The 21322-nt window shown below is 55.6% G+C and carries 21 protein-coding genes; 9 read left to right on the top strand and 12 right to left on the bottom strand.

Annotated features, from left to right (window positions below):
• Positions 1-289 precede the first annotated feature (289 nt).
• Positions 290-1216, top strand: a complete 927-nt coding sequence (locus tag KBW81_RS03155; protein WP_254248302.1) for an extracellular catalytic domain type 1 short-chain-length polyhydroxyalkanoate depolymerase — start codon at positions 290-292, stop codon at positions 1214-1216.
• Between the two features lie 84 nt (positions 1217-1300).
• On the opposite strand, the gene KBW81_RS03150 is transcribed toward KBW81_RS03155, so the two are convergent.
• The gene (locus tag KBW81_RS03150; RefSeq protein ID WP_254248301.1) at positions 1301-2626 is read right to left on the bottom strand and encodes a DUF2254 domain-containing protein; all 1326 of its coding nucleotides are present in this window, start codon (positions 2624-2626) and stop codon (positions 1301-1303) included.
• Between the two features lie 725 nt (positions 2627-3351).
• Here KBW81_RS03150 and KBW81_RS03145 point away from each other — a divergent pair.
• The 4 genes from KBW81_RS03145 to KBW81_RS03130 all read left to right on the top strand — a co-directional run bounded on the left by KBW81_RS03145 (position 3352) and on the right by KBW81_RS03130 (position 5688).
• A complete protein-coding gene (locus KBW81_RS03145; RefSeq protein ID WP_254248300.1) occupies positions 3352-3552 on the top strand; it encodes a hypothetical protein in 201 nt (66 codons plus the stop codon).
• 131 nt (positions 3553-3683) lie between these two features.
• Positions 3684-3902, top strand: a complete 219-nt coding sequence (locus KBW81_RS03140; protein ID WP_254248299.1) for a hypothetical protein — start codon at positions 3684-3686, stop codon at positions 3900-3902.
• Positions 3903-3932: 30 nt separating this feature from the next.
• Positions 3933-4736 carry an SLC13 family permease gene (locus tag KBW81_RS03135; protein WP_254248298.1) on the top strand — a complete coding sequence of 268 codons (804 nt, stop codon included), beginning with the start codon at positions 3933-3935 and terminating at the stop codon, positions 4734-4736.
• A gap of 124 nt (positions 4737-4860) precedes the next feature.
• Positions 4861-5688: an IS630 family transposase gene (locus KBW81_RS03130; RefSeq protein ID WP_367305331.1), complete on the top strand. Its 828-nt coding sequence runs from the start codon at positions 4861-4863 to the stop codon at positions 5686-5688.
• Between the two features lie 134 nt (positions 5689-5822).
• Here the strand turns inward: KBW81_RS03130 and KBW81_RS03125 are convergent, their stop codons facing one another.
• The 4 genes from KBW81_RS03125 to KBW81_RS03110 all read right to left on the bottom strand — a co-directional run bounded on the left by KBW81_RS03125 (position 5823) and on the right by KBW81_RS03110 (position 10910).
• Positions 5823-6755: a response regulator gene (locus KBW81_RS03125; protein ID WP_254248297.1), complete on the bottom strand. Its 933-nt coding sequence runs from the start codon at positions 6753-6755 to the stop codon at positions 5823-5825.
• A gap of 1317 nt (positions 6756-8072) precedes the next feature.
• Positions 8073-8918, bottom strand: coding sequence for a sterol desaturase family protein (locus KBW81_RS03120; protein ID WP_254248296.1), 846 nt, complete (start codon positions 8916-8918; stop codon positions 8073-8075).
• A gap of 45 nt (positions 8919-8963) precedes the next feature.
• On the bottom strand, positions 8964-10373 hold the full coding sequence (locus KBW81_RS03115) for a multicopper oxidase domain-containing protein (protein WP_254248295.1): 1410 nt from the start codon (positions 10371-10373) through the stop codon (positions 8964-8966).
• Between the two features lie 165 nt (positions 10374-10538).
• Positions 10539-10910: an SHOCT domain-containing protein gene (locus KBW81_RS03110; RefSeq protein ID WP_254248294.1), complete on the bottom strand. Its 372-nt coding sequence runs from the start codon at positions 10908-10910 to the stop codon at positions 10539-10541.
• Positions 10911-11150: 240 nt separating this feature from the next.
• Between KBW81_RS03110 and KBW81_RS03105 the strand changes: the two genes are divergently transcribed.
• Positions 11151-11537 carry a DUF302 domain-containing protein gene (locus tag KBW81_RS03105; RefSeq protein ID WP_254248293.1) on the top strand — a complete coding sequence of 129 codons (387 nt, stop codon included), beginning with the start codon at positions 11151-11153 and terminating at the stop codon, positions 11535-11537.
• 173 nt (positions 11538-11710) lie between these two features.
• Positions 11711-12214 carry a rhodanese-like domain-containing protein gene (locus KBW81_RS03100; RefSeq protein WP_254248292.1) on the top strand — a complete coding sequence of 168 codons (504 nt, stop codon included), beginning with the start codon at positions 11711-11713 and terminating at the stop codon, positions 12212-12214.
• A 606-nt stretch (positions 12215-12820) separates the two neighbouring features.
• On the opposite strand, the gene KBW81_RS03095 is transcribed toward KBW81_RS03100, so the two are convergent.
• The 3 genes from KBW81_RS03095 to KBW81_RS03085 are packed head-to-tail and all read right to left on the bottom strand — an operon-like array spanning position 12821 to position 14731.
• Positions 12821-13279 (bottom strand): DUF305 domain-containing protein, encoded by a 459-nt coding sequence (locus KBW81_RS03095; RefSeq protein ID WP_254248291.1) that lies wholly within the window; start codon positions 13277-13279, stop codon positions 12821-12823.
• A 50-nt stretch (positions 13280-13329) separates the two neighbouring features.
• Positions 13330-14145 (bottom strand): MauE/DoxX family redox-associated membrane protein, encoded by an 816-nt coding sequence (locus KBW81_RS03090; protein WP_411914375.1) that lies wholly within the window; start codon positions 14143-14145, stop codon positions 13330-13332.
• Between the two features lie 28 nt (positions 14146-14173).
• Entirely contained in the window at positions 14174-14731 is a 558-nt protein-coding gene (locus KBW81_RS03085) for a DUF305 domain-containing protein (protein WP_254248290.1), read from the bottom strand.
• A 154-nt stretch (positions 14732-14885) separates the two neighbouring features.
• Here KBW81_RS03085 and KBW81_RS03080 point away from each other — a divergent pair, with 154 nt between their 5' ends.
• Together KBW81_RS03080 and KBW81_RS18780 are read left to right on the top strand one after the other, a co-directional pair.
• Positions 14886-15086 (top strand): metal-sensitive transcriptional regulator, encoded by a 201-nt coding sequence (locus KBW81_RS03080; protein ID WP_367305314.1) that lies wholly within the window; start codon positions 14886-14888, stop codon positions 15084-15086.
• A gap of 306 nt (positions 15087-15392) precedes the next feature.
• Positions 15393-15848, top strand: a complete 456-nt coding sequence (locus KBW81_RS18780; protein WP_367305313.1) for a GFA family protein — start codon at positions 15393-15395, stop codon at positions 15846-15848.
• Positions 15849-16312: 464 nt separating this feature from the next.
• Here KBW81_RS18780 and KBW81_RS03075 read toward each other — a convergent pair whose 3' ends face one another.
• The 4 genes from KBW81_RS03075 to KBW81_RS03060 form a co-directional block, all read right to left on the bottom strand.
• Positions 16313-16894 carry a hypothetical protein gene (locus tag KBW81_RS03075; RefSeq protein WP_254248288.1) on the bottom strand — a complete coding sequence of 194 codons (582 nt, stop codon included), beginning with the start codon at positions 16892-16894 and terminating at the stop codon, positions 16313-16315.
• Positions 16891-17187, bottom strand: coding sequence for a hypothetical protein (locus KBW81_RS03070; protein WP_090190568.1), 297 nt, complete (start codon positions 17185-17187; stop codon positions 16891-16893). Before KBW81_RS03070 ends, KBW81_RS03075 begins: the two co-directional genes overlap by 4 nt.
• 1670 nt (positions 17188-18857) lie before the next feature.
• Positions 18858-20354, bottom strand: coding sequence for a TniQ family protein (locus KBW81_RS03065; RefSeq protein ID WP_254248287.1), 1497 nt, complete (start codon positions 20352-20354; stop codon positions 18858-18860).
• Positions 20345-21322, bottom strand: a complete 978-nt coding sequence (locus KBW81_RS03060; RefSeq protein ID WP_254248286.1) for a TniB family NTP-binding protein — start codon at positions 21320-21322, stop codon at positions 20345-20347. The genes KBW81_RS03065 and KBW81_RS03060 overlap by 10 nt, the downstream gene beginning before the upstream one ends.

Below are 21322 nucleotides of genomic sequence, written 5' to 3'. Positions count from 1 at the left end.
CGGCAAAAGCGGTCCGTCCTACGGATGCGCCGCGCTAAGGTCAGGCTCATTTCGATTATAAGTGCCCACGCTAACCTACATCGGTGCGCAAGACTTAGGAAACGGGCAAGCTGCGCAGGACAATCCACACAATTGGCCTGCGCATCAGAGGGAAATCACCACGTTCGGGTGCCAAAGCAATTTGGCGCCCGTCATGAAATGCCATCCTTCACACAGCGCCCGGCCCGCAAAATCTGGCCAAATGCGCCCCGCGCAGGCCGCCCACCCCCGCCCATTCAAAGAGGTTTCTATGTCAATATTTTCCAATACCAGCGATCGCCTTTCCGTCCTTGCAAACTTCGGGACGGACCCAGGTTCGCTAAGTGCCGACATCTACGTGCCAAAGAACTTCCCGAAAAACGGACCGCTTGTGGTGGTGCTGCATGGCAGCACCCAGTCACCAGATGACTACGATATCGGATCCGGCTGGTCCACGCTCGCCGAGGAGTGCGGGATCGCGCTGCTGTTTCCGGGGCAAAGACTGACCAACAACATGATCGGCAGCTTTAACTGGTTCGAGACAGGCGACAGCCAGCGCGGCGAAGGCGAGCCTTTGTCTATTCGTCAAATGATCGGCCAAGTCGTCGATGATCATGCAGTCGACCCGTCGCGTGTCTTTATCACGGGGATGTCGTCGGGCGGTGCCATGACATCGGTGATGCTAGCAACCTATCCAGAGGTCTTCGCCGGAGGGGCAATCATCGCAGGGATCGCCTTTGGCAGCGCGACCAACATGATGGAGGCGGTCATGCGCATGAATGGTTTCGGAAGCCCATCGGACAGCCGCCTAGATGCGCTTGTCCAAGGCGCGACGGACTTTGCCGGGCCTTGGCCGACGATCTCGGTCTGGCAAGGCGATAGCGATACGACCGTCGCCAGTTCCAACGCCGCGTCCATCGTCGCCCAGTGGCAGCAAATTCACAAAGTCGCAGACAAGCCGACCCGTGTTGAGACCGTTGACGGCTTTCCGCGCAAGGTCTGGTGCGACGCGGACGGGCGCGTGGTGATCGAGGAATTTATCATCACGTCCATGGGCCACGGCACGCCGATCAGCGCAGATGGCGTTGAGGGATTGGGGGAAGAAGGCAAATACATGCTAGAGGTCGGCATATCTTCCACCCGCCACATCGCTGATTTCTGGGGTTTGACGCAAGGCTGGTGCCGCAAATGCGGCTGAACCGGACATACAAGACGCGGGCTTCGGCATAGGCCACGGCCGGGTGCGTCTCCGCGTCGCAAGGGCGCAGGAACGCGCCCGGACTCAGGGTATCTTCTCGCTATTCTCCTGTAAATCCAAAATAATTTTGCGGTCAAAGGCATGAACTGTCGGCCCCCCGCTTTCGCGCAAAACCTGTTCACGCAACTCGGCAACGGCGGCACTCGCGGCCAGCGGAAAGGACTTTTCCAATTTCGCGAGGGTTTCAGCAAGCCGGGTGACGACATCCGCATCGGTCATCCCGTATCGTGCAATCGCCGCGAAGGCCCGGCAGGTGACTTCCCCAAGATCAAAGACTTCGGTCAAGACGCGCAACTGGCCGCCCTCGTCGAGCCGCATTGGCGAGGGAATGTCCCGGTCGGCCACTCGGCCAAGAACTTGTCCCAGCCGGTCGATACAATAAAGCGCGGTGGTGGGGTCGTTGATTCCGGGCGACAGGGAGCGTTGCGCCAATTCTACGATGCGGCGGATCGCGAACTCCAAATCCTGATAGGGTGTCCGATCCCGTCCGATGACGACCGCACCGCGCAGATCCTCGTCGATTTCATCCGAAACCCTTGCCTCCGGATAGGCTGCAATCACGCACGTGCCTTTGGTGACGAACACGCCGGGGCGCGCTGCGATCGACAGGACAAGATCATTCTTGGTAGCGATCCGCATCAGTACATCACCGCCGATATACTGGACGTAGCCATCTGAATCGGCCGGGATTTGCCTGCTGTCAGCCTCGAAATCGAAAGGAAGAGTCTGTCCGGCCGCTTCGTCTGCCGGCCCATGGCCGAGTCGCTCGGGAAAGACCTGCTCGACGGCGGCGCAACCCTCGACAGCGAGATTTTCCAGCAGTGTTTCGACCCGGATCGACGTTGCGATGTGATGAATGAAGTAGAGAAGGACAGCCACACTTGCCGCAGCCATCAGCACTCCGAACGCAACCGCCAGATGCGGAACGAAGCTGAACCCTTCGGTGCCGCGCACCGACCGCAGCACGAACAGGCAATATAAAAAAGTCGCAATGAACGTACCCAGCACGATCTGGTTGCTGCGGTCCCGCATGAAGTTGCCGAGTGTCCGCGGACCAAACTGCGAAGAGGCAAGCTGCAACGACAGCATCGTGATCGAAAAGATCAGGCTGGCCACCGTGATCATGGAACTTGCGATCACCGACAGCATCGTCCGGGCCCCTTCAGGTCCGAACGTAAAGAGAGCGCCCGGATTGTCCCCCTGGGTCACATCGAGTAGGGTATCTACCGCAATGAGCACAAACGAAAGAGCGACACCTGACAATGCCATGGCTGCGGGCACAAACCAGAAGCTGGAGTTGAGCCGTCCCCAAAACGCTGTGACGCGGGTTATCGAAAATGAGGCAGCCATGCGCAACTCCTTGCTTTATTACAATCTACGAGGCGGATGAGTAGCCGGTTTCCGATGGGCTGCTTGCTTTTCCCTCGCGCCAAACATTTTGGACCTCGAACCTCATTTCACGGTGTTCACCGCACCATTGGCATGATTGCGGCACGCAGGCTGAGCCCCTCAACAATCCCTTCCGGCGCAATCACGGCGTCGAGCCGCAGCACGAGTTCGGCGATCCCGGCATCTTCCAAGGGCAGGCCATCGGTCGCGCATCGTGTTCAATACGCTCTGAGGGTATCACGCGGGCCGGTCGCAGCATTGATATGGATCATGCCGCCCTTCTTAAATTGTTTGTGGAGATGCCCTCGACCGCGGCTAACTGAGGCGCAAGGCGACGAATCTTGCGAGAACCGGTATGACGCGGCGGGACCCATTGTATCATGACGCCATTTTCTGCGTCGGTGGGTGGCGACTCTTCGCCAAGGCTAATCTCGATCAGCACCATCTCACTAATCTTGTGGTAAGTTGACTGAGCAGTCGGTGCCAAACTCAGCCTGAACGCCATCTTGGAGAAATCCAGTAGGTCCATCGCTGCCGTGCCCTATCCGGTCAGATATGCGTTCAGGACCATTCTGTCGCTGATCGGGGGATCTTTCTCAATGATCCTGTTCTGACGCACCCAACTCGACGGCCTATCCGGACGCGGGTGCGTTCATTCGGTAACACTACAAAGCAGAGGAACAACCATGACCCAGGATAAAGCCCCAAAACCCGACACCTCAGACCACGGCCTTGGTGCCGAAGGCACGATATCGCAGGCCGGTCGGTCCGGCGGCCGTCTGCCGCGAGACATTGGCACGCAAGATGAACTTAAGCGGTCCAACGAACGCCCTGCCGGCAAAACCCGCGTCAACAAAGCCGACGAGAAGGAAGGTTCGTCAGAGTGACAGAAATGGGGTGAGGCGTAAGCGATCGTTCAGTTTCGCTTGTGACCGAGGGCTGAGCCAAGTGGTCCTGACACTGGGGCGCATCCGGATCAGCACCCGATAAAGAAACGCGTCTTGCACGAAGACCCGGCTTGAAAGCTATGTCCCTGACCACGCCGCAGATCCTGATCTTCGCAATCCTCGTCGCTATGATGGGACTGTTCCTGTGGGGACGGTTTCGCCACGACGTGGTCGCACTCACGGCTCTTTTGGCCTGCGTGATCGCGGGGCTCGTTACATCAGGCGTGGCCTTCGCAGGCTTTGGCCATCCGGCGGTCATAACGGTGGCTTGCGTCCTGGTGCTAAGTTAGGGGCTGCGCAGCATAGGCGCGGTTGATTGGTTGGCGCGCAGCATTCTGCCACGCCATGCCGGACGGATCACAACCCTGCTGGCGTTGATCGGGCTGGGGGCCGCGCTGTCGGGCTTTATGAACAACGTGGGCGCGATGGCGCTTTTGATGCCCATCGCAGTCCAACTGTCGGCTCGTTTGAATCTGGCACCCGGACAAATCCTGATGCCGCTGGCCTTTGGGACAATTTTGGGCGGCATGACCACGCTGGTCGGCACGCCCCCCAACCTGATCGTTTCCGGATTTCGCGAAGAGGCCGGGCTGGGGCAATTTGCGATGTTCGACTTTGCGCCCGTTGGCATTGCGGTTGCGACCTTGGGCGTTCTGTTCGTCGCGTTGATCGGTTGGCGTCTGGTACCTGCCCGCAAATCTGCCGCTGGCACAGGTTTCGACACTGGCACCTATCTGACCGAGGTCCGCGTCCCTGACGGTGGCAAGGCCGTCAGCCTGACCCTGCGCGATTTCGAGGCCGAAATCGAAGACAGCGGCGCACAGATTATCGGCTTAGTGCGAAACGAAGTCCGCCTGACCGGGCCCCATGGCTTGCGCCGGATCAAGGCGGGCGATGTGCTGGTGCTGCAGGCCGACGTTGACGCCTTGGCCGAAGCGCTGTCCGTCTTCGGCATTCAGCTTGAGGCGCAGAAATCAGCCGACGATGAAAAAGACGCGCCGGCAGACGACGCCTCCGAAAAGGTGCCGCATAAGGTGATGGCAGAAGCCGCCATCCGCACTGCTGAAAAAGTAGAGAAGACCGCCGAGAGCGATGAAAGCGACCAGCGTGACGAGGACTGTTGAATTGTGCGAGAAATTGACCCAGTTTTCCGAAACGTCGTGACCCACCAGCTGTCATTAATTCCGCTGATTTCCCATCAGGTTATCATAAGCCAGAGGGGTCAACGCGGAATCAAAAAATGGGTCAATTCGACCCGGAAATCAACAGACACAGGCACAGGAGGTTGCTTTATGCGCCTGGCTGGAAGCACGCTTCTGTCGCTCGACGGTCGAGATCAGGGCCCATGTCGCAGCTGAGTGCGGTCTGAACTATTCCCATTCTGGCTGCATTAAACTTCTGGCCCGACTGGGCTTTGAATACCGCAAGCCCAAGCCCCTGCCGCGCGTGGCATCCGTGGAAAAACAGGCCGCTTTCATCGCATTCTACGACCGCCTGATGCGTGAGTTACCAGCGGATGAAGCCGTCTACTTCGCCGATGCGGTGCATCCGGAATACCAGACCAAGCCTGCGTTTGGCTGGGTGAAGGTAGGATCAAATCCAGCGGTTCTCAGCACGGCAGGGCGCGGTCGTGTGAATATTCATGGGGCTGTGAACCTTGAAACCTTCGATGCACCCTTTGTCGAGCCCACAACCGTTGATGGCGTCAGTGCAGCACAGCTTCTGACCAAGATCGAAGTGCGCAACCCTGACAAGCGCATCATTCATGTCATCTGGGACAACGCGGCCTACCACAAAGGGCCCGATGTCAGAGCCTTCCTCGCCAGGGCAGCTTGCCGTATCCATCTGATCCAGCTGCCGCCTTACTGCCCTCATCTCAATCCCATTGAGCGGCTTTGGGCCGTCTTGCATCAATACGTTACCCACAATCGCTACTACCCAAGTCAAAAGCAGTTCGCCGACGCCATCCTTGCATTCATGCGTGAAACCATCCCGCAGGAATGGACGAAGTTCCGCGACAAGGTCTCAGACAACTTCCGCGTCATAACCTACGAAAACTTTCGGGTTTTGAAGTAGTGGCGGTATAGCGCTGACCCGTCTGGCTTATGAAAAGCTCATTCAACGTCGACGGAATTGATGACAGCTGATGGCTCACGACGTTTCGAAAGGCTGGGTCAAATTCCCACATAAATCAACAGACAGAATTGCCCCTATGCGCATTTGATTTGTGTCCGCTCGCGCGCACGTAGCAGGGTTTCGTCGATGCTGTCAAAATCGCCGGACGTCTTAAGAAAAACGCGGCCAACAGACATCTCTATTGGACTCAGGTCGCTTGCCGGATGGCGCAAGTCTATGCGCGAGAGCTCTTTCCTTACCAAAAACTCAAGCTCAGTCTGGAAATTGGACTTTTCAGTAGCAACTTTCATGACGAGGAAGCATCCGTACCCACCATAAGTGAAGTGACATTGTTCCTGTCTCAACGCGACAGAAAGCGCTTCGCTTATGTCTGAAAGTAGCCCCAAAAATTCCTGTGGGGTCGAATTTTCGAAAAGTTGGAGAGGGTTCTGGAACTTGACCGAGGCGACCCCGCCAAGGCGGAATTGGCTGCGCTCCATCCGGTCGATGTAATTTCTGAACGCAGGCTGCTCAAGGTAGCCCGTCGTGCCTTCGAAGCTGACAGCATCCTCAAACTTTAGCCCCGATAGAATGCCCTGGCCCTGACATGCCGAAGCGATCTGACGCACAAGCCGATCAGTGGATGTAATTTGGCGGCTCAGACGCGCTGCCGTCTCGATCCTAGCCATCAGGTCATTGAACTGAAAAGGCTTCACGATGTAATCGTTCGCACCGGCCGAAAAAGACTTCTGGATGTACTCCCGATCAGACATTGCGGTCAGCATTATGATCGGCGCGCGCTTGTATGCCTGATCCTGTCGAAGCTCCCTGCACAACTCCATTCCGTCCATACCCGGCATTTGGATATCGATCAGAAAACATTCGTATGGATCATTAGCTCTTTTGACCATGGCCAGCGCCTCGTGCGCGTTGTTCGCGGCCTCAAAATTTGCGAACCCCATAGCTTCGAGAGCCATCCCGAGAAGCTCAATGATGAAAACATCATCATCTACAATCAAAATTTTCATTTCATGATCGCTTTTGCCACACTCTATAACTTGATCCCGAAGAATATCAGTCTCCACTCAGCTGTATAATCAATGCCCTAATCGTCATGTAGGTGCCGATTATGGCCGGAGTTGGACCAAACTGACAGAACTTTAGTTGCTGAGGCCGAAATCTCGACCACGTGTTAAGTCCGCGAACCCAATCGCAGCGAGCTATATGTGCGGCTAGCTCTATGATTAAACGTTGGAAGGGGGGGTGATGGGCTGGATTTGGCCTGAACGATTAGGTGTGAGCTGTTGTCGAACGGGACTTTCCAAAGCAAGAGCGCGGATAGGCAGGCAGAGACAACCGGATGGTGCCGAACGGAAACTTAAACTGGCACGCCGTGGCGGAAATCGCCGGGAGCACACAACCCTCACACGACTGTCTAAAACCGCTATGTTCTCTGTGCTGAACGCGGCATTTTGCGAGGGATTGATTGATCCGAATACCAATGCTGCGACGTTTATGGACGCCCGCGCGGCTAAAGCTGATGCGTGGATTCGAGCCAACCAGCAAACGCTGGGTTAGAACTGAAGAAAGATTCGATTTTAGCTCTGCGTGCATCGCATCAATTCTACCTATGTGCACCATGGGGTACTTCGGGCTCACTGCCGACCTTCGCTGCGTATGCACCCCGAAAAGTATTGTGGCGCGGCCCTGAGCGTCCGTTTTCTCTAGATTGCCCATTTTAGTTTGCGGGTGCGGCGAACGGCGGCTTTCCGCCCTTCATGTTGCTTGTCGCTTCCGGCCCATTGCGGACCTTGGGCGGCACTTGGGACGCTGCGATGTATCTTCCCGAAAGCGGTCATTAACTGGTGTTCTAATTTTCCATCTACAAGCTGATCTCTACGCGCAGTTGCACGAGCCGCACACTGCATGTTAGCGGGGCCATAGCCATTCTTGGGTATGCTGCTCAGGTGTCGGTTAGGGCTGGCTCGGTGATTGCACACCTTGCCAGCCTGAACAGGGACGGCCCAAAGCCGCCTTCCAGCGATCATCCCGAATGCTGCGGCGCGGCCCGTCATTGCGGCCATTCGCGCATGGCGCAGCATTTTCGGCAACTGATAGACCGGTTCGCGGACAAAAATGTGATTTTGCTGCGCTTACGGCATGTCTTCTTTGGGCTGGTTACTTGCTATCGTTCTACCAAGCGTTCTTCCATTGGTGAGGACTGAACGATGGGCGAGTCTATCGCGCCAAAAGGCGTTCAAGAAAGCCCACCATTTCGCACCTTCTGCTTTGCCGAAAACACTTAAAACAGTTGGCGGTCGGAACGCGACCACCAGCATGTTCGCTTAAGGCTTCCGCGCCGTCTTACGATTGATCGGATAGCCGCTTGCCGGGCCTTTGATCGGTTGGACCAGCATCCGGTCGAGCCACAGGTCGCGCGTTGTCCGGAATTGCTCGATCCCGATCGACATTTCCTCGTGGCCCGCTTTTGGCTGCGCCTTGTAGGTCCCGAGCAGTCTGTCCCACCAGGGAAGGTTGAAGCCAAAATTGCTGTTTGTTTCCTCTGGAATGATTGAATGATGGACGCGGTGCATATCTGGCGTGACCACGATCAAGCGGAGGACGCGGTCCACAAGCATCGGCAGCCGGATATTGGAATGATTGAACATCGCAGTTGCGTTCAACAAAACTTCGAAGATTAACACCGCGACGGCGGGTGGCCCCAATGCCACGACCACCGCCAACTTGATCCCCATCGACAGTAGGATTTCGACCGGATGAAAGCGCAGGCCCGTCGTGACATCAAACTCAAGGTCGGCGTGATGCATCCGGTGCAGCCGCCACAGCGCGGGCACCGCATGGAACATGACGTGCTGCAGATAAATGACCAGATCGAGGACGACGATCGAGACGAGAACCGCAACCCATCCCGGCACCGCGATGATATTGAACAGCCCCCAGCCAAGGTCTTGAGCAGTCACGGCTAATCCGACCGCAAGGATCGGAAAGCTCAATCGCAACACAATGGTATCGATCACAACGAGACCCAGATTGTTCGTCCAGCGGATGACTCGCGGAATCTCTCGCCTGCGCCGGGGCGCTGCGAGTTCCCAAAGGGCCATCGCTACCAAAACACCGAGAAACACGATGAGGCGTAGCTGCGGTTCAGTAGCAAGTAGGGACTCTGTCATCGGCACTCCCGGAGCTTCTTTGTCGCGGTCCGCGCAGCGCGCGCGTCAGGTGACGGTGAATTGCCCCATCATGCCTGCATCTTCATGTTCGAGGATATGGCAATGGAACATGAACGGCGTGTCGCGGCTTGCGGGTTGGTCGAACCGCGCGAGGATTTCGGCCTCTCCGGTCACCAACACGGTGTCTTTCCAGCCGGAGTTCTCGGGCCGCGGAGGGCCGCCGTTCTCAGTGACCACCCGGAAGCGTACGCCATGAACGTGGAACGGATGCGCGACCATGGTGCTGCGGATTTGCCAGCGTTCTACCGACCCGAGGGCGACTTCAAAATCGATCCGGCCCATGTCATAGGGGCGCCCGTTGATGGCAAAGCCACCGCCGCCCATCATCATGCCACCCATGCCCATGTCGAGAGAGACCTGCCGCGTCGCAACCTCTGCTCCTGTCAAATCTTCGGGCGCACCATCCAACTGCTCTGGCAGGCGGGTGATCCGCGCGGGAAGCGTGTTGTCGGAGGCGAACTGCAGGACACCGTAGGCTTGGTCAGGATCGCTCATCAGTACGGGCGCGCCACCATCCGAGAAATCGACAAGAACCTCGGCCCGTTCTCCGGGTGCAAGGCGCAGCACATCCAATGCGACGGGCGCTGGCAGGAAGCCACCATCTGTCGCCACCAGATGCATCGGGCGCGTATCGTCGAAAAACAATGCGTAGCTGCGCGCATTCGAGCCATTCAGCAGGCGCAGTCGGGCGAATCCCTCTGGCACGACCGCTGTGGCACCCGCCTGACCGTTGACCAGCATCCGGTTCCCGACAAACCCGTGCATGATGTCCATCATCGACGGGTCATAGGCCATACGTCCGGCGGCATCGAACTGACGATCCTGTAAAACAAGCGTCAGATCGTCGATCCCGTAAGCGGACGGCAGTCCGCGCGCATCGTCCTGCCCGTCCGTCACGTGGATGACCCCGGCCAGCCCGAAATAGACCTGTTCTGCAGTGCGTTCGTGAATATGCGAATGATACCAAATGGTTGCCGGATCCTGTGCAATCGACATTTCTGGCTGCCATGTCGCACCGGGCGCGATCGGAAGGTGCGGGCCGCCATCATGCTCTCCGGGCACTAGAAGGCCGTGCCAATGCGCGCTGATGGGTTCATCAATGTTATTCTGCACCTCGGCCGCCAAATCGCCGTTCTGCATGATGATGGTCGGTCCCAGATAACCCTGATTGAACCCAGCGGTCGGTGTGCCGGGCCCGCCGAAAAAGCTGCTGCTGCCTGACGTTGCCGTCAGCGATAACCGGCCAGTCGGACGCGTGTCCAAAAGAGGCGGCATTGCAAGGCGGGTCAAAGCCGGTTGGCCTTGTGCAAATGCACGCAGGCCGAACATTGGTGACACAATACCCGCAGTCATGATCGCTGCGGAGGTAGAGGTCAGGAATTGGCGTCTTTTCATGCTGATCTTTCAAGGCTTGGTTAGAAGCGTTGCAATAGCAAACCACGTCTGTGGTTAAGGCGTATGACCCAGCGCTTCACAAGGCAACAGCAGGCTGAAGCCCCGCGCATCAATGACGGAATCGCCACGGTACCGCGAGGCTTGAACCCACACGAAAATAGCAGGTTAGTCAGCCAGCAGCTTCTTGCGCTCGGCGAACTCGGTCGAGTCGATTTCACCTTTGGCATAGCGTTCCTTCAGCAGCACCAAGGCACGGTCTTGCGCAGCGTGACTGCTGGTGGCAGGTCCAGTCGCACCAAACAGGCGCAAAAGATATATGATCGCGGCGACGATCCCGACGACGGTCAGGATCATAAAAATCGGCCCAATGACCATGCCGAAGCCGCCCCACTGGTTGCTGCCCCACATCATGTCATGTCCATGATTGTACTGGCCAAAACGCTCTGGGATTTCCCCGACCTGCGCCATTGCAGAGGTGGCGGTCGTGTAAAGTATGCCCGCGACAATCGGGGCAATCGCCCTATTTTTGAATTCCATTCTGCGACTCCTTTTGCACGGCATCAACGCTGGCCGCCTATTGCATGTGTCAGTGTAGGATCGAAGCGGCGCGAGGGCTTTGATCTAAATCATGGCGGGAAGATTGAGATACGTTAGCCAGCTGCACACAGACAAAGGCGTGAATTATGGACCGTCGCAACTGATTTGGGCGCGCAAGGCCGATGTCAGTGGTGCCTCGCCTACTCATCGCCCTTCACCCGCAAAATAAGGATATTTTCAGTGAGCTATACGATAAACCGCATGTTCGAAGGTGCCACACTTAACGATATTGATGCCCGCACTCGAACTGCCCTTGCGAACAACGGCTTCGGCGTGCTGACCGAGATTGACGTGAAGGCGACGATGAAAAAGAAGCTCGACATCGAAATGCCAGCTTACCGCATCTTGGGGGCCTGCAATCCGAAGATGGCGCATCAGGCGATCGGGATGGAGCCGCGGGTGGGCGCGATGCTGCCCTGCAACGTCATCCTGCGCGAAGTCGATGGCGGCGTTGAGGTCAGCGCCATTGATCCGGTGGCGTCGATGCAGGCGATCGAAAACGCTGAACTGACGGCCGTTGCGGGCCAGGTCCGGGACCTTCTGGCGGAGGCGGTAGAGGCAATCTGAGATGCGATTACGCATCGGCATCCTTGCTGCGATTGTAGTCTTGGGGCTCGTCGTATTCGGGGTCTGGTGGTTTGTCGGTCTTGACCGACAAACAACCTGATGCCGCGTAAGACGCCCAAGGTGCCGATGGCGCCGGCTGCAAAATGAAACAAGAATGGACCGGAGATCGATCAATGGTTGAACTGCTCAATATCACGGCGGACGAGACGAAACGGGTTATCGAAATGGCTGGCGGACCGGTTGAAATCGAACGCCACCGGAACGACATGCAACTCATTACCGGGTATCTGCAACCGATGGTCCCGATCGTCGGTGTCACCCCCGTCGGCGAGCTTGAGGTTCTGACCTGCTTGGGGGATGACGACTATATCGTGGTGGACATGCGCGATCCCGACTGGCGATTGAAGGGCACGATTCCAGGAAGCATCTCGGTTCCATTTGAAGAGGTGGCCAACCGTCTGGACGTGTTGGGATGTGTGCGATCATCGTCCGGCTGGAATTGCGACGCCGCCAAGAAAGTAGTCGCGTTTTGCAATGGCCCAGCCTGCCCTCAAAGTACGCGCGCGATGCACGCGATGGTCGACAACGGCTTTCCGCCGGACAAAATCTACTACTACCGCGGCGGCATGCAGGACTGGCTGGTGCTGGGCCTGACAACAGAGGCTTCGGCTGCGTGACCGTGCCTGGTCCTCTAGGGCTTGCCGCCCGACCTGCCGACGACAAGGTTCCGGCAGGGCCCATGGACTGGGCCGGGCTCAGTTCGCTGAGTGCTTGGCGTTTCGCGCCAACTACAGTGGCCGATATTGTGCCTGTGAGTTTCCTCCCCGCGCATTTCGGTTGCGAGATAGTCATCGGGAACCTCGGGCGTGCGACATAGGCGGCAGTCGGCCTCGGCTTGGTCATGGGATTGCCGCTGCTCTGGATCGCGACCCCACGCAAAACCGATGCACCCCAAAAAGTACTGGGGCGCGTTCCCGAGCGTCCGCTTTCTTCGGATTGCCCTTTTTAGTTTGCGGCCGCCGCGAACGGCAGCTCTCCGCCCTTGGTGTCGATCGACGTGTTCGGCCCAAAGCCGCCTTCCAGCGACCATCCCGAATGCTGCGGCGCGGCCCGTCATTGCGGCCATTCGCGCATGGCGCAGCATTGAAACGTCGGTCAGCGGACAAAGAAAGCCTTAGCTCCGCTTGGCTAAAGGTCCGCTTTCGGCACAGCTACAAAATTGTCTTTTTTGAGAGATGGCGAGGTTCTGGCTCCATAGTCTGGACCATGAGGCCTGAGCCGTATTATTTGGCGTTCTCGACCAACCAAGTGGTCATCTCATCAATCTCACCGACCTGCGCGGCAATAATTTCGCCTGCAAGTTCGATCATCTGTGGGTCATCGCCATACTCAAGCAGAACCTGGGCCATGTCTATTGCCCCCTGGTGGTGGGCTATCATCGCGCAAGCGAATGCCACGTCGGCATCTTCCTGCATCATGCCTTCCTCCATCGCAGGCATGGTTGTAGCCATTCTGCGCAGGTTTTCCTGCACATGCTCTGGCATGGCATCAAAACCAGCAATTTCTGACCCCATGTCACTCGCCTGATCTCCATGGCCAATGGCAGAATGATCCATTTCGCTCCTAGCAGACATGTCGGTGCACTGTTCAGGAAGTTGGAAACTGGCATCCTGCGCCCAAGCCGGTGCAGAAAACGCAAACGCCGCAAGGGCAGTTACGAAGACCGGCTTTATTATGTTCATTTTGAATTCTCCTGTTTCTATCATTTCGAAATGGGTAGGTGCGGAGCGTTTTAGGCTGCGAACCACATCGCCAGCATCCAGAGGCCCATGCCGAGCATGACTAGGTTCTCGCTCAGCGAGATGAATCCGAGCGGCACATTTGATCCACCGCCAACACAGGCGCATTTTAGGTCGCGCTTTTCGATATAGACCGCCTTGATGACGCTGACGGAGCCGATGGTGCCGATGAAGATGGCCACTGGGGCTACCAGCCAGACCAGAGCGCTGCCGGTGCCGATCAGCGCCATCATGCCCACGCCCGCATAGAGTTCGGCGAAAGGATAGGCATAGCCGTAGGGGACGTATTTTCGGGCCAACAGATCGTAGCCAAGAAAGCCGTTCACGAAGCCCTCGACGTCTTGCAGTTTCTGGATCGCAAGGACGACCATCGAGGCTGCGAAAAACCACTTGAGGAACGTGAGGAAGGGAAAGCCGTCGTATAGGTTCAAAACGATGGCCAGTGCCATCAGCGCCGTGGAGGCGAAGATAGCGATCACCGGCGTGTAGGTCGTGTCGTCCTTACCCAGAACCTTGTAACCAAAGTGCTTCTTAAGGTCAGTGTAGCCACCAACCTGTTCGCCGCTGATAAAGGTGACCGGTGTCGTCGCGACCCCATGCGCTTTCTTGAAGGCGTCCACGTCGTCGCGGGTCGTGAGCAGGTTGTCATCTACCGTGTAACCCTTGCGCTCCAGCATGGACTTGGACTTCAGGCCGAAGGGACACAGGTGACCTGGCATGGCCATCCGATAGAGGGATGCGGTTTTTCCCGTGCCTTCGCTCTTGGTGCGTGCGGTGTTAGGGCCGTCTATCATATCTGTTGCCGGCATAACGGGTTCTCCATTTGTCTGATGTCGGTCACTTGTATTGCTCGTCGCGGGCGGTGCCCGCAGGCGCATCTCCGTTCGCTTCGATATCGGTGATGTAGAGCTTCATTTCTGCAATTTCGGCGAGCTGCGCGTCGATGATCGCATCGGCGAGTGCGCGCACACGCGGATCGGAAATGTTGGCGCGCTCGCTGGTCAAGATCGCAATGGAATGGTGCGGGATCATCGCCTTCATCCAGGCCACATCGCCTACCGTTGACTGCGTGCGAACAAGACCGACGCCGACTGCGAACGCTGCCAGCGCGCCGACGATGAGCGCGATGTTCGCGCGTTTGTTGGAATACATGCCCAGCATGAATGCGAGCATCACGATGGCCATGGCCCCTCCCATGTAGAGAGCCATCCACATGCGGGTCTGCGAGAAGAAAACATGATCGAGTGCATAGGTGTTGAGATACATCAGCCCGAACATCACGACCGTCGAGGTTGCGATCATTGCGAGGAAACGTCCGTATCCGCCGCCCTTGTCGCCGGACCTATCGTGATGCGTCGAATTTGAGTTCATTGTAGTGTCGTCCCGCTGTGCCATTGCCTGTCTCCTTGATATACCCATGGTGGGTATACAACTAAGAAGTCGATAGCCGGTTCCAAACCACAGGGAGACGTAGAACGTGAAGGCAAACAAGGATAGGACACTGGACCGGCTTTCTCGGCTTGAAGGTCAGGTGCGAGGAGTAGCACGCATGGTCGAAGCGGATCGTTACTGCATGGATATCCTTGCGCAGACGGCCGCCATCCGGTCCGCAATCCTGGGCGTTGAAAAGCTCATCCTAGAGAACCACGCAGAGCATTGCGTCGAGACCGCCATCCAGAGCGGCGACCCGGATGAGCAGCGCGCAAAGTTCGGTGAACTGATCGGTCTTCTGCAAAAAGCGTCGCGGTAGGCTTTTCGGATCGAGAAAGCATTAGGTCCGCTATAAGGCCCTCATTTGGACGAACACCAACCTCCTTGATTACCGTTGCAATAAGCCTCAGTCCAAGCCCCAAACTGCCGTGAAGCAATCTGGCTACACCTTAAAAGCAGTCATTCGCCGCACAGCAGAAAACATGCACTTTAGGCTCACTGCCGACTTTCCCCGCGGCTGCACACGAAATCAGCGCGAAATCGGAAGGCGAGCGGCGGCAGTGCGGACATAGTGAACATTAGATTCCGCGCATCGACTGCTTGCTCCCAAGACTGATGTCTGACTATGCTTGCGACCGTTGACCAAAGTCTTGTGGGATTGGCGATGAGCGATGAAGTTTTTTCCGGCGGCTGCGCATGTGGTGCTATCCGCTACGGTGCATTTGGCCAAGCTCGATACATGGGCAACTGTCATTGCCGCGACTGCCAGCAGGCAACAGGGAGCGCTTATTTCCCTGCTGTCCTTATCAAAAGGTCGGATTTTAATCTTAAGCGCGGCGAACCGAGTTGGTTCGAACGCATGTCTGATAGTGGTCATGCAATGAGCCATGGATTCTGTTCGAAGTGTGGCTCACCATTGTTTTTAAAAAATGAAGTGAATGAGGGTGCGATTATGTTGTTCGCTGGGAGCTTAGATGACCCAAGCTTATACAGACCCAGTCGCAATATATATGTGAATAGCGCACAGCACTGGGACTTTATGGATTCTAGTCTTCTAAAGTCGGATGGGATGCCGCGATAGCCACGAATACGATTAGTGAAAAAAGGGCTCGAAGCGGACCTCTGCGGCGCATAGCACTAAGGTTCGGTCTGCGGACAAAACTGCCGTAGAGTATGGCTGCGCAAACGTCCGGTTCGGGCGCTTCAATTCAACGAACGGTGATCTCTGGAAACGTCATGCGACGCATGCGAAGGCAGCAGCGTATTCCTACCTCTGCATAAATTTAACTATGAGAAAATTTAAGAAGTCCGGGGAGTTGATGATCTCAAAGCCATACTTCAGGATCAATGATCGAAAAGCGTGGGAGCGACGTGTCAATTTCCAAGAACGATACGCTGCGATGAATATCGGCTGGGCGGACAAGCTTAACAAAGCTTGTGTCGGTAACTACGAAAAGCCAATGACAAATGGCGCGAGTCTGACATCAACAACTTCGTAGTGCTGGCGACGCGCTTCTTTTGGTGAGCGACTAATTTCTGTGGGACTTAATCGCTCACGGTTTCAAATCTGCGCAACACCTTAAAGGCAAGCATCAGTATTAGCATACAGGCAAACATCCCTGAAACATCACCGACGAGATATCCAGCGGACGTTGAAGCGGCTTGCTGGAAGGCTAGCAACATGCCGCCGGTATTGATGACGGATGCGATACAACCAGCAATCAGGATGTCTCGCCAGTTCGCACGGGTGCCTGAGGTGATGCGAAAATCCATGCCAGCGCGTGCCAGTGCCCAAAATGTAACAACGGCACAGACGACACCTGACATCAGTCCGATGATCTGAAGCGGTGTGAACCCGGACAAGCCGAAGTTGAGCCAGTGGGTAAATGCTGCGGCCGGTAGCAGGAGAGGGATCGCCTTCCACCCCATCAGCCAAGCTGATAGCACCCGAACCCCATGAGGTAGGAACAGGAGGCTTGCATAGGCTGCCATCTCAGGGGTGTATTGCTGTTGCCACGGCAAAAGCACATCCATCGAGAGGCTAAAAGCCGCTAAATATGCGATAGATATAAGAGCGAACGCGATAAGTAGGCCGCCAAGATTTCGACCGAATTCTGAAATGGTCACGTCAACTTCTTTGATAATGAATAGGTTGATCGCTTTTTTTCATTGCTATGGACAAGATAGCCGGCATCTACGACGTCCTTCATAGCTCGGAAGAAGCTACTGCGTGGCACGCCAGCAAGCAATGCGTGCTTGCGGATTTCGTCCGTCTCAACGGTTGTGCCATTGGTCTCGGACAAGATTGTAGCGGCATAGACAATGTCCTTTTGAATCGACCCTAAATCATCGATCCCAAGATCCCGCTCCATCCCGAGGAGCAGCTCCTTAAGATGAGCGATTGAAGCGAGCCTTTTCATAGCAACCTTTCTACGCGACGATAAATTTGTCAGACCCGTCAGGCCTTCAACGATAGGAATTGACATCTGTGAGAGCAAGTCTCAAATTGGGACTGCATTAGCAGAAAAAATTTATTTTGTAGCACCAGCGCCCCGCGAGCTTACGCCCGCGGGGCGTGATTGTTTTAGCCTATCAGGTGGCTCTTCCGGTGGCGAGTATCGACAGCATCTCATGCGGAAAGAAGTCGACCACGGCGATCACGTCCTCGCCATCCCTGCCATACTGGTTCTGCACAAAAATAATGTTTTCATTGGATCAGATACAAGCGTCCGCTTTCTCGATCATGTCGAAGCCGACGGTGTGCTGTCCCACGAATTTGTAGCGAGGGATGTCGGACCCGCCAGGCAATGGTGCCATCCGAAAAGAAATTGGGTGGAAACGGCCGGTTGCTGCCATTGTCTATATTAGCAGGGTATGGGCTGTTCGTCCTGCTCAGGCTCGGCATCAGCATTGGGGGACTCGGCGGCCTTCTTGTTCCAAGGCATCATGGTTTCAGACAGCTTGTTCAGTTAATCCTAAGATATTTGACAAGTCACTTTGAAAGCGGTTGAGAAGCGCCCGCCGAAAACGCTCGTTTTTGAAATATGCGTAAGCCACCTCACCTGAAGCTACCAAAAATCCCGTTCCAAACCCGAGCCGTAGTTGAAGGTTTTTGAATGTCTCTTAATAGCTTACAATCGCTGCGAAGCAGAAATCCTGCAACACGGGCTCGCTGCCGACCTTCGCTGCAGATGCACCCCGAAAGAACTGGTCGATGCCCTGAGCGTCAGCTTTCTTCGAGCTGCCCTTTCGATTTCGCTCTTGCGGCGAAAGTCCGCAATCCGCCCCTATTGCCAATCAACTGAGCAGCGACACGAACGGCCCTAAACGTAGAAACTCGAGTAGTTTCAGGACCCCCAAACCTCCCGAAAGTTTGATGAAAATGATTTCGTCCATTGAATGCCGGTCGACGTTGCGATGAGCCACAGCCTCTACAGCTGGATGATAACCTATAGGGACATTGGGGGCATGTTGCGCCTTCGTTCTACGCAAAGAATTAAACGGAAAACGCCGCCTCGAAAGGCGGCGTAATATTACTCTATTAAATCAGCCCTTGACGCAACTTGGCAAAAATAGGCTACGAAAGTGGCAGTCAAAACACCCATTTTGGCAGAGAAAGGCCGGCATTCTCATCATCATGTGACCCAACAGCTGATCATCAGCACTTTGAATAGCCGCAGCTGTCGCAGGTCATGCACCCTTCAGCCATGCGCAACCTCGCCACTCGCCTATCAATCTGAGCGTTTCATGCTGAAGAAGACTGGAAGCTATAGGCGGCTATCCGAGCCGACTCGTCGCTCCCTACATTTAGATGCCGCACAGATTGGAACCCAACATATTGATGCCATGTCGCCATCGCGGGATCTTTACGCCGATTCCGCGACAACTTTGCCCCGATTTACAATAATGACAATGTGAGTAAAGTTGCCGCCGAACTGCCGAAATAACCCAATGAAATCAATGACTCTTTCCAGGCTCGCACTAAGGATCCAGCCACTTGGCGGTAAAGATCCCGCCAAGTCATATAGCCACAAAAAAAGGCCCGCGAATGCGGGCCTGATAAAACGGAGTTTTTGAAGTTAAAAGGGTTTCAAGCCGCAGCAGGATCCTTAGTGGCAATTGCTTCAGAAGGCCTTACCAAAACCTTGGAAAGGCCGGGCTCACCTGGTCGGCGCATGGCAAAGATCTTCCCATTGAGAATTCTCGCGACAACATCTGTGGTTGTTCCGCCACCTCTCTGACAAGCATACGATATCGACTGAAAATCATCGAAGCCGTCACTTTCCAGAACGATCAAATCAGCGATCTTTTGCAAAAATACGTTCAAGTGACGCTGAGCGAAGACAACATTTCGGACGGCCCCTCGCTCCTCAACTGGGAAAATTGGACTGATTATTCCAGCAGCATAGAGGGCCAGGAACTGACCTTTCGAAGCACCGATAAAGTCAGGGGCATCTTGAAGCTGGATTGCGTCCGCGATGTCAGCACATAGGTCCTCAACATCTGTCGCCGGAAATACCAAACGGCCACTTTCGGCGTCAGACATCCCATCAGGAACCAGCCCTGATTTTTGAAGAAGTCTTGAAAGACGACGGCGCTCAATCCCGGTCACCTCAACCAAGCTGTTCAGGGAATGAAACTTCCGACGTGCAATTTCGACACCCAAAACAACATCACCGTGGCCGACAGCAGAGTGCTCCACGATGTGGTCTCGAAGTATGTCCCTGATTGGCCCAGGATCAATAAGATTTGCCCGGCGATCAAGCCAATCAAAAAGGCGGCCATACATCGCAAGTGGACCTGCTTGGACGGCCCTTGCTTGGCTCGCCCTTCGAATGTCAGTCAGGGCTTCGGCAACGACATCATGACCTTGCATGTAGATCCTAAATCCCCGCTCTGTTGCATCCTCGAGGTTGACGGCAGACACCCTTTTCAAGTTAACGTCATGCCCGAATGTCATGACAGCACCGATCATTTCTGCTGCTGCGATCACCTGCTCAATCGTTTGATCTGCCGTCCAATCCGTCGCAAGGCTCCGGTTGTTCAATCGGCCTGACAGCCATGCAGCGAACGATGGCCTCTCGTTGTTTTGCGCGATGCCCCTCCCTGCCCCACTCAAAAGGATTGAACTCGCAACCTGACGCAAATCCATTGCCTTGGTGGACCCAGTTTCAATCAATGTCGTGCCGTGAAATTCGCAGCTTCGGATACAGCGAAAGGTCCACATGACCTGGTGCCGATAACCACCCAGAATGCGATCTTTGGCCAGGCACTGCGGACAAATCTTCGTAACGCGGGGATTGATGAACTCTCGGGACATGGCCTCCCCTCTGAACTCATTATGGCGCGTCAAAAGCCGGATCGTGCCGCGCCTTATTTTTTCGTAATCGGATCCCGTTTGTTCGGAGAATTGAGCCACAGCGTCCAAGTCGCCGGACAGGAATGCTTGTCGGTTGATACCTAAATCCGAAAGCAACTGCTGAGTGCCCAAACCCGTGTGGATGGCAGCAAGACGCGCAGCATAAGACAGAAGCGTTTCCGACCCATCAAAATGAATATGCGGCTTTAAAATGTGCATCAGACCCATCCCAGCTCTATGAGAGTGGCTTTGACCACGGGCCAAGTGCCGGCGTCGAAAGGGCCGGCCTGCGTATGCTTATGCAGCATCTTGTAGGTTCGTGCAGCATCGCCAAGAGTGAGCTCTACCTTGCCGCTTGTTAAGGCCTGCCGCAGAATTGCCTTGGCGAGCTTGATCGACCGACCAAGCTCACCATTCATCGCAAATACGATCCGCTCTGCGAAATGTGGGTCTCGCGGCATACCAACGCCGAGTTTGTCGGCGCAAATCTGTATGAAGCGCTGAAACCGTTCGAATTCCCCAGCACCCTCCGTCATCGGGAAAAGGTTCAATGTCACGAATCGCAGCGCAGTTTCTTCGTCTTTCAGGATGACCTCTTCGAGTTTGGGAACACCCGAAATAATGACTGATACACCAGTGTTTTCTTGGAGAAGGCTCTTGAGAGCCTGCACCGCGCCTGCAACGTCGCGCCCAGCACCAGGGCGCAAAAGGTGATGCGCTTCGTCAATCCAAACCAACTTGACGCCAAACTCCTTCATTCGATGCCGCACGATGGTCCAGACCTCGTGACCTTTTGATCTGTCGGAAACCTGATAACCCGTCGCCAGAGCAACGAGCTGGCCAAGGCTCTTGATCGTCGCATCAGCAGGAACCCGGCAATGAACATAGTTGCCAGCTGCATCGCCGTCCATTTTCGAAAAGATGCCAAGGTGTTTCAGATTGCGATCAATGAGCGCCGACTTACCAGTTTGTGACGCGCCGATCACCATCAGCCCCCTAACTTCATTCGTCAGGGGATCGCGGACGGGTTCGGGGATTATGGAGCCATCTATGTCGACTTTCAGGATTTCGCGGAGGTAATCAGCAAAAATTTCGTCACGGTCGTTTTTCAAATAGCGATCTGCGAGCCAATCCAGCTTTTCTTTCAAATTCATTTGTTCGTTAGAATTCATGGGATTTTTGATATATTTGGTCAT

This window comes from Loktanella salsilacus, from assembly GCF_024206795.1.
In the GTDB taxonomy this organism is placed as follows: Bacteria; Pseudomonadota; Alphaproteobacteria; order Rhodobacterales; family Rhodobacteraceae; genus Loktanella; species Loktanella salsilacus.
This window is presented reverse-complemented; position numbering and strand designations above follow the sequence as displayed.

Excerpts from the sequence above, each read along its gene's own strand:
- KBW81_RS03155 (WP_254248302.1), top strand. The coding sequence starts at position 290 with ATGTCAATATTTTCCAATACCAGCGATCGCCTTTCCGTCCTTGCAAAC.
- KBW81_RS03150 (WP_254248301.1), bottom strand. The coding sequence starts at position 2,626 with ATGGCTGCCTCATTTTCGATAACCCGCGTCACAGCGTTTTGGGGACGG.
- KBW81_RS03145 (WP_254248300.1), top strand. The coding sequence starts at position 3,352 with ATGACCCAGGATAAAGCCCCAAAACCCGACACCTCAGACCACGGCCTT.
- KBW81_RS03125 (WP_254248297.1), bottom strand. The coding sequence starts at position 6,755 with ATGAAAATTTTGATTGTAGATGATGATGTTTTCATCATTGAGCTTCTC.
- KBW81_RS03120 (WP_254248296.1), bottom strand. The coding sequence starts at position 8,918 with ATGACAGAGTCCCTACTTGCTACTGAACCGCAGCTACGCCTCATCGTG.
- KBW81_RS03115 (WP_254248295.1), bottom strand. The coding sequence starts at position 10,373 with ATGAAAAGACGCCAATTCCTGACCTCTACCTCCGCAGCGATCATGACT.
- KBW81_RS03110 (WP_254248294.1), bottom strand. The coding sequence starts at position 10,910 with ATGGAATTCAAAAATAGGGCGATTGCCCCGATTGTCGCGGGCATACTT.
- KBW81_RS03100 (WP_254248292.1), top strand. The coding sequence starts at position 11,711 with ATGGTTGAACTGCTCAATATCACGGCGGACGAGACGAAACGGGTTATC.
- KBW81_RS03095 (WP_254248291.1), bottom strand. The coding sequence starts at position 13,279 with ATGAACATAATAAAGCCGGTCTTCGTAACTGCCCTTGCGGCGTTTGCG.
- KBW81_RS03090 (WP_411914375.1), bottom strand. The coding sequence starts at position 14,145 with ATGCCGGCAACAGATATGATAGACGGCCCTAACACCGCACGCACCAAG.
- KBW81_RS03085 (WP_254248290.1), bottom strand. The coding sequence starts at position 14,731 with ATGGCACAGCGGGACGACACTACAATGAACTCAAATTCGACGCATCAC.
- KBW81_RS03080 (WP_367305314.1), top strand. The coding sequence starts at position 14,886 with ATGGTCGAAGCGGATCGTTACTGCATGGATATCCTTGCGCAGACGGCC.
- KBW81_RS18780 (WP_367305313.1), top strand. The coding sequence starts at position 15,393 with ATGCTTGCGACCGTTGACCAAAGTCTTGTGGGATTGGCGATGAGCGAT.
- KBW81_RS03070 (WP_090190568.1), bottom strand. The coding sequence starts at position 17,187 with ATGAAAAGGCTCGCTTCAATCGCTCATCTTAAGGAGCTGCTCCTCGGG.
- KBW81_RS03065 (WP_254248287.1), bottom strand. The coding sequence starts at position 20,354 with ATGGGTCTGATGCACATTTTAAAGCCGCATATTCATTTTGATGGGTCG.
- KBW81_RS03060 (WP_254248286.1), bottom strand. The coding sequence starts at position 21,322 with ATGACCAAATATATCAAAAATCCCATGAATTCTAACGAACAAATGAAT.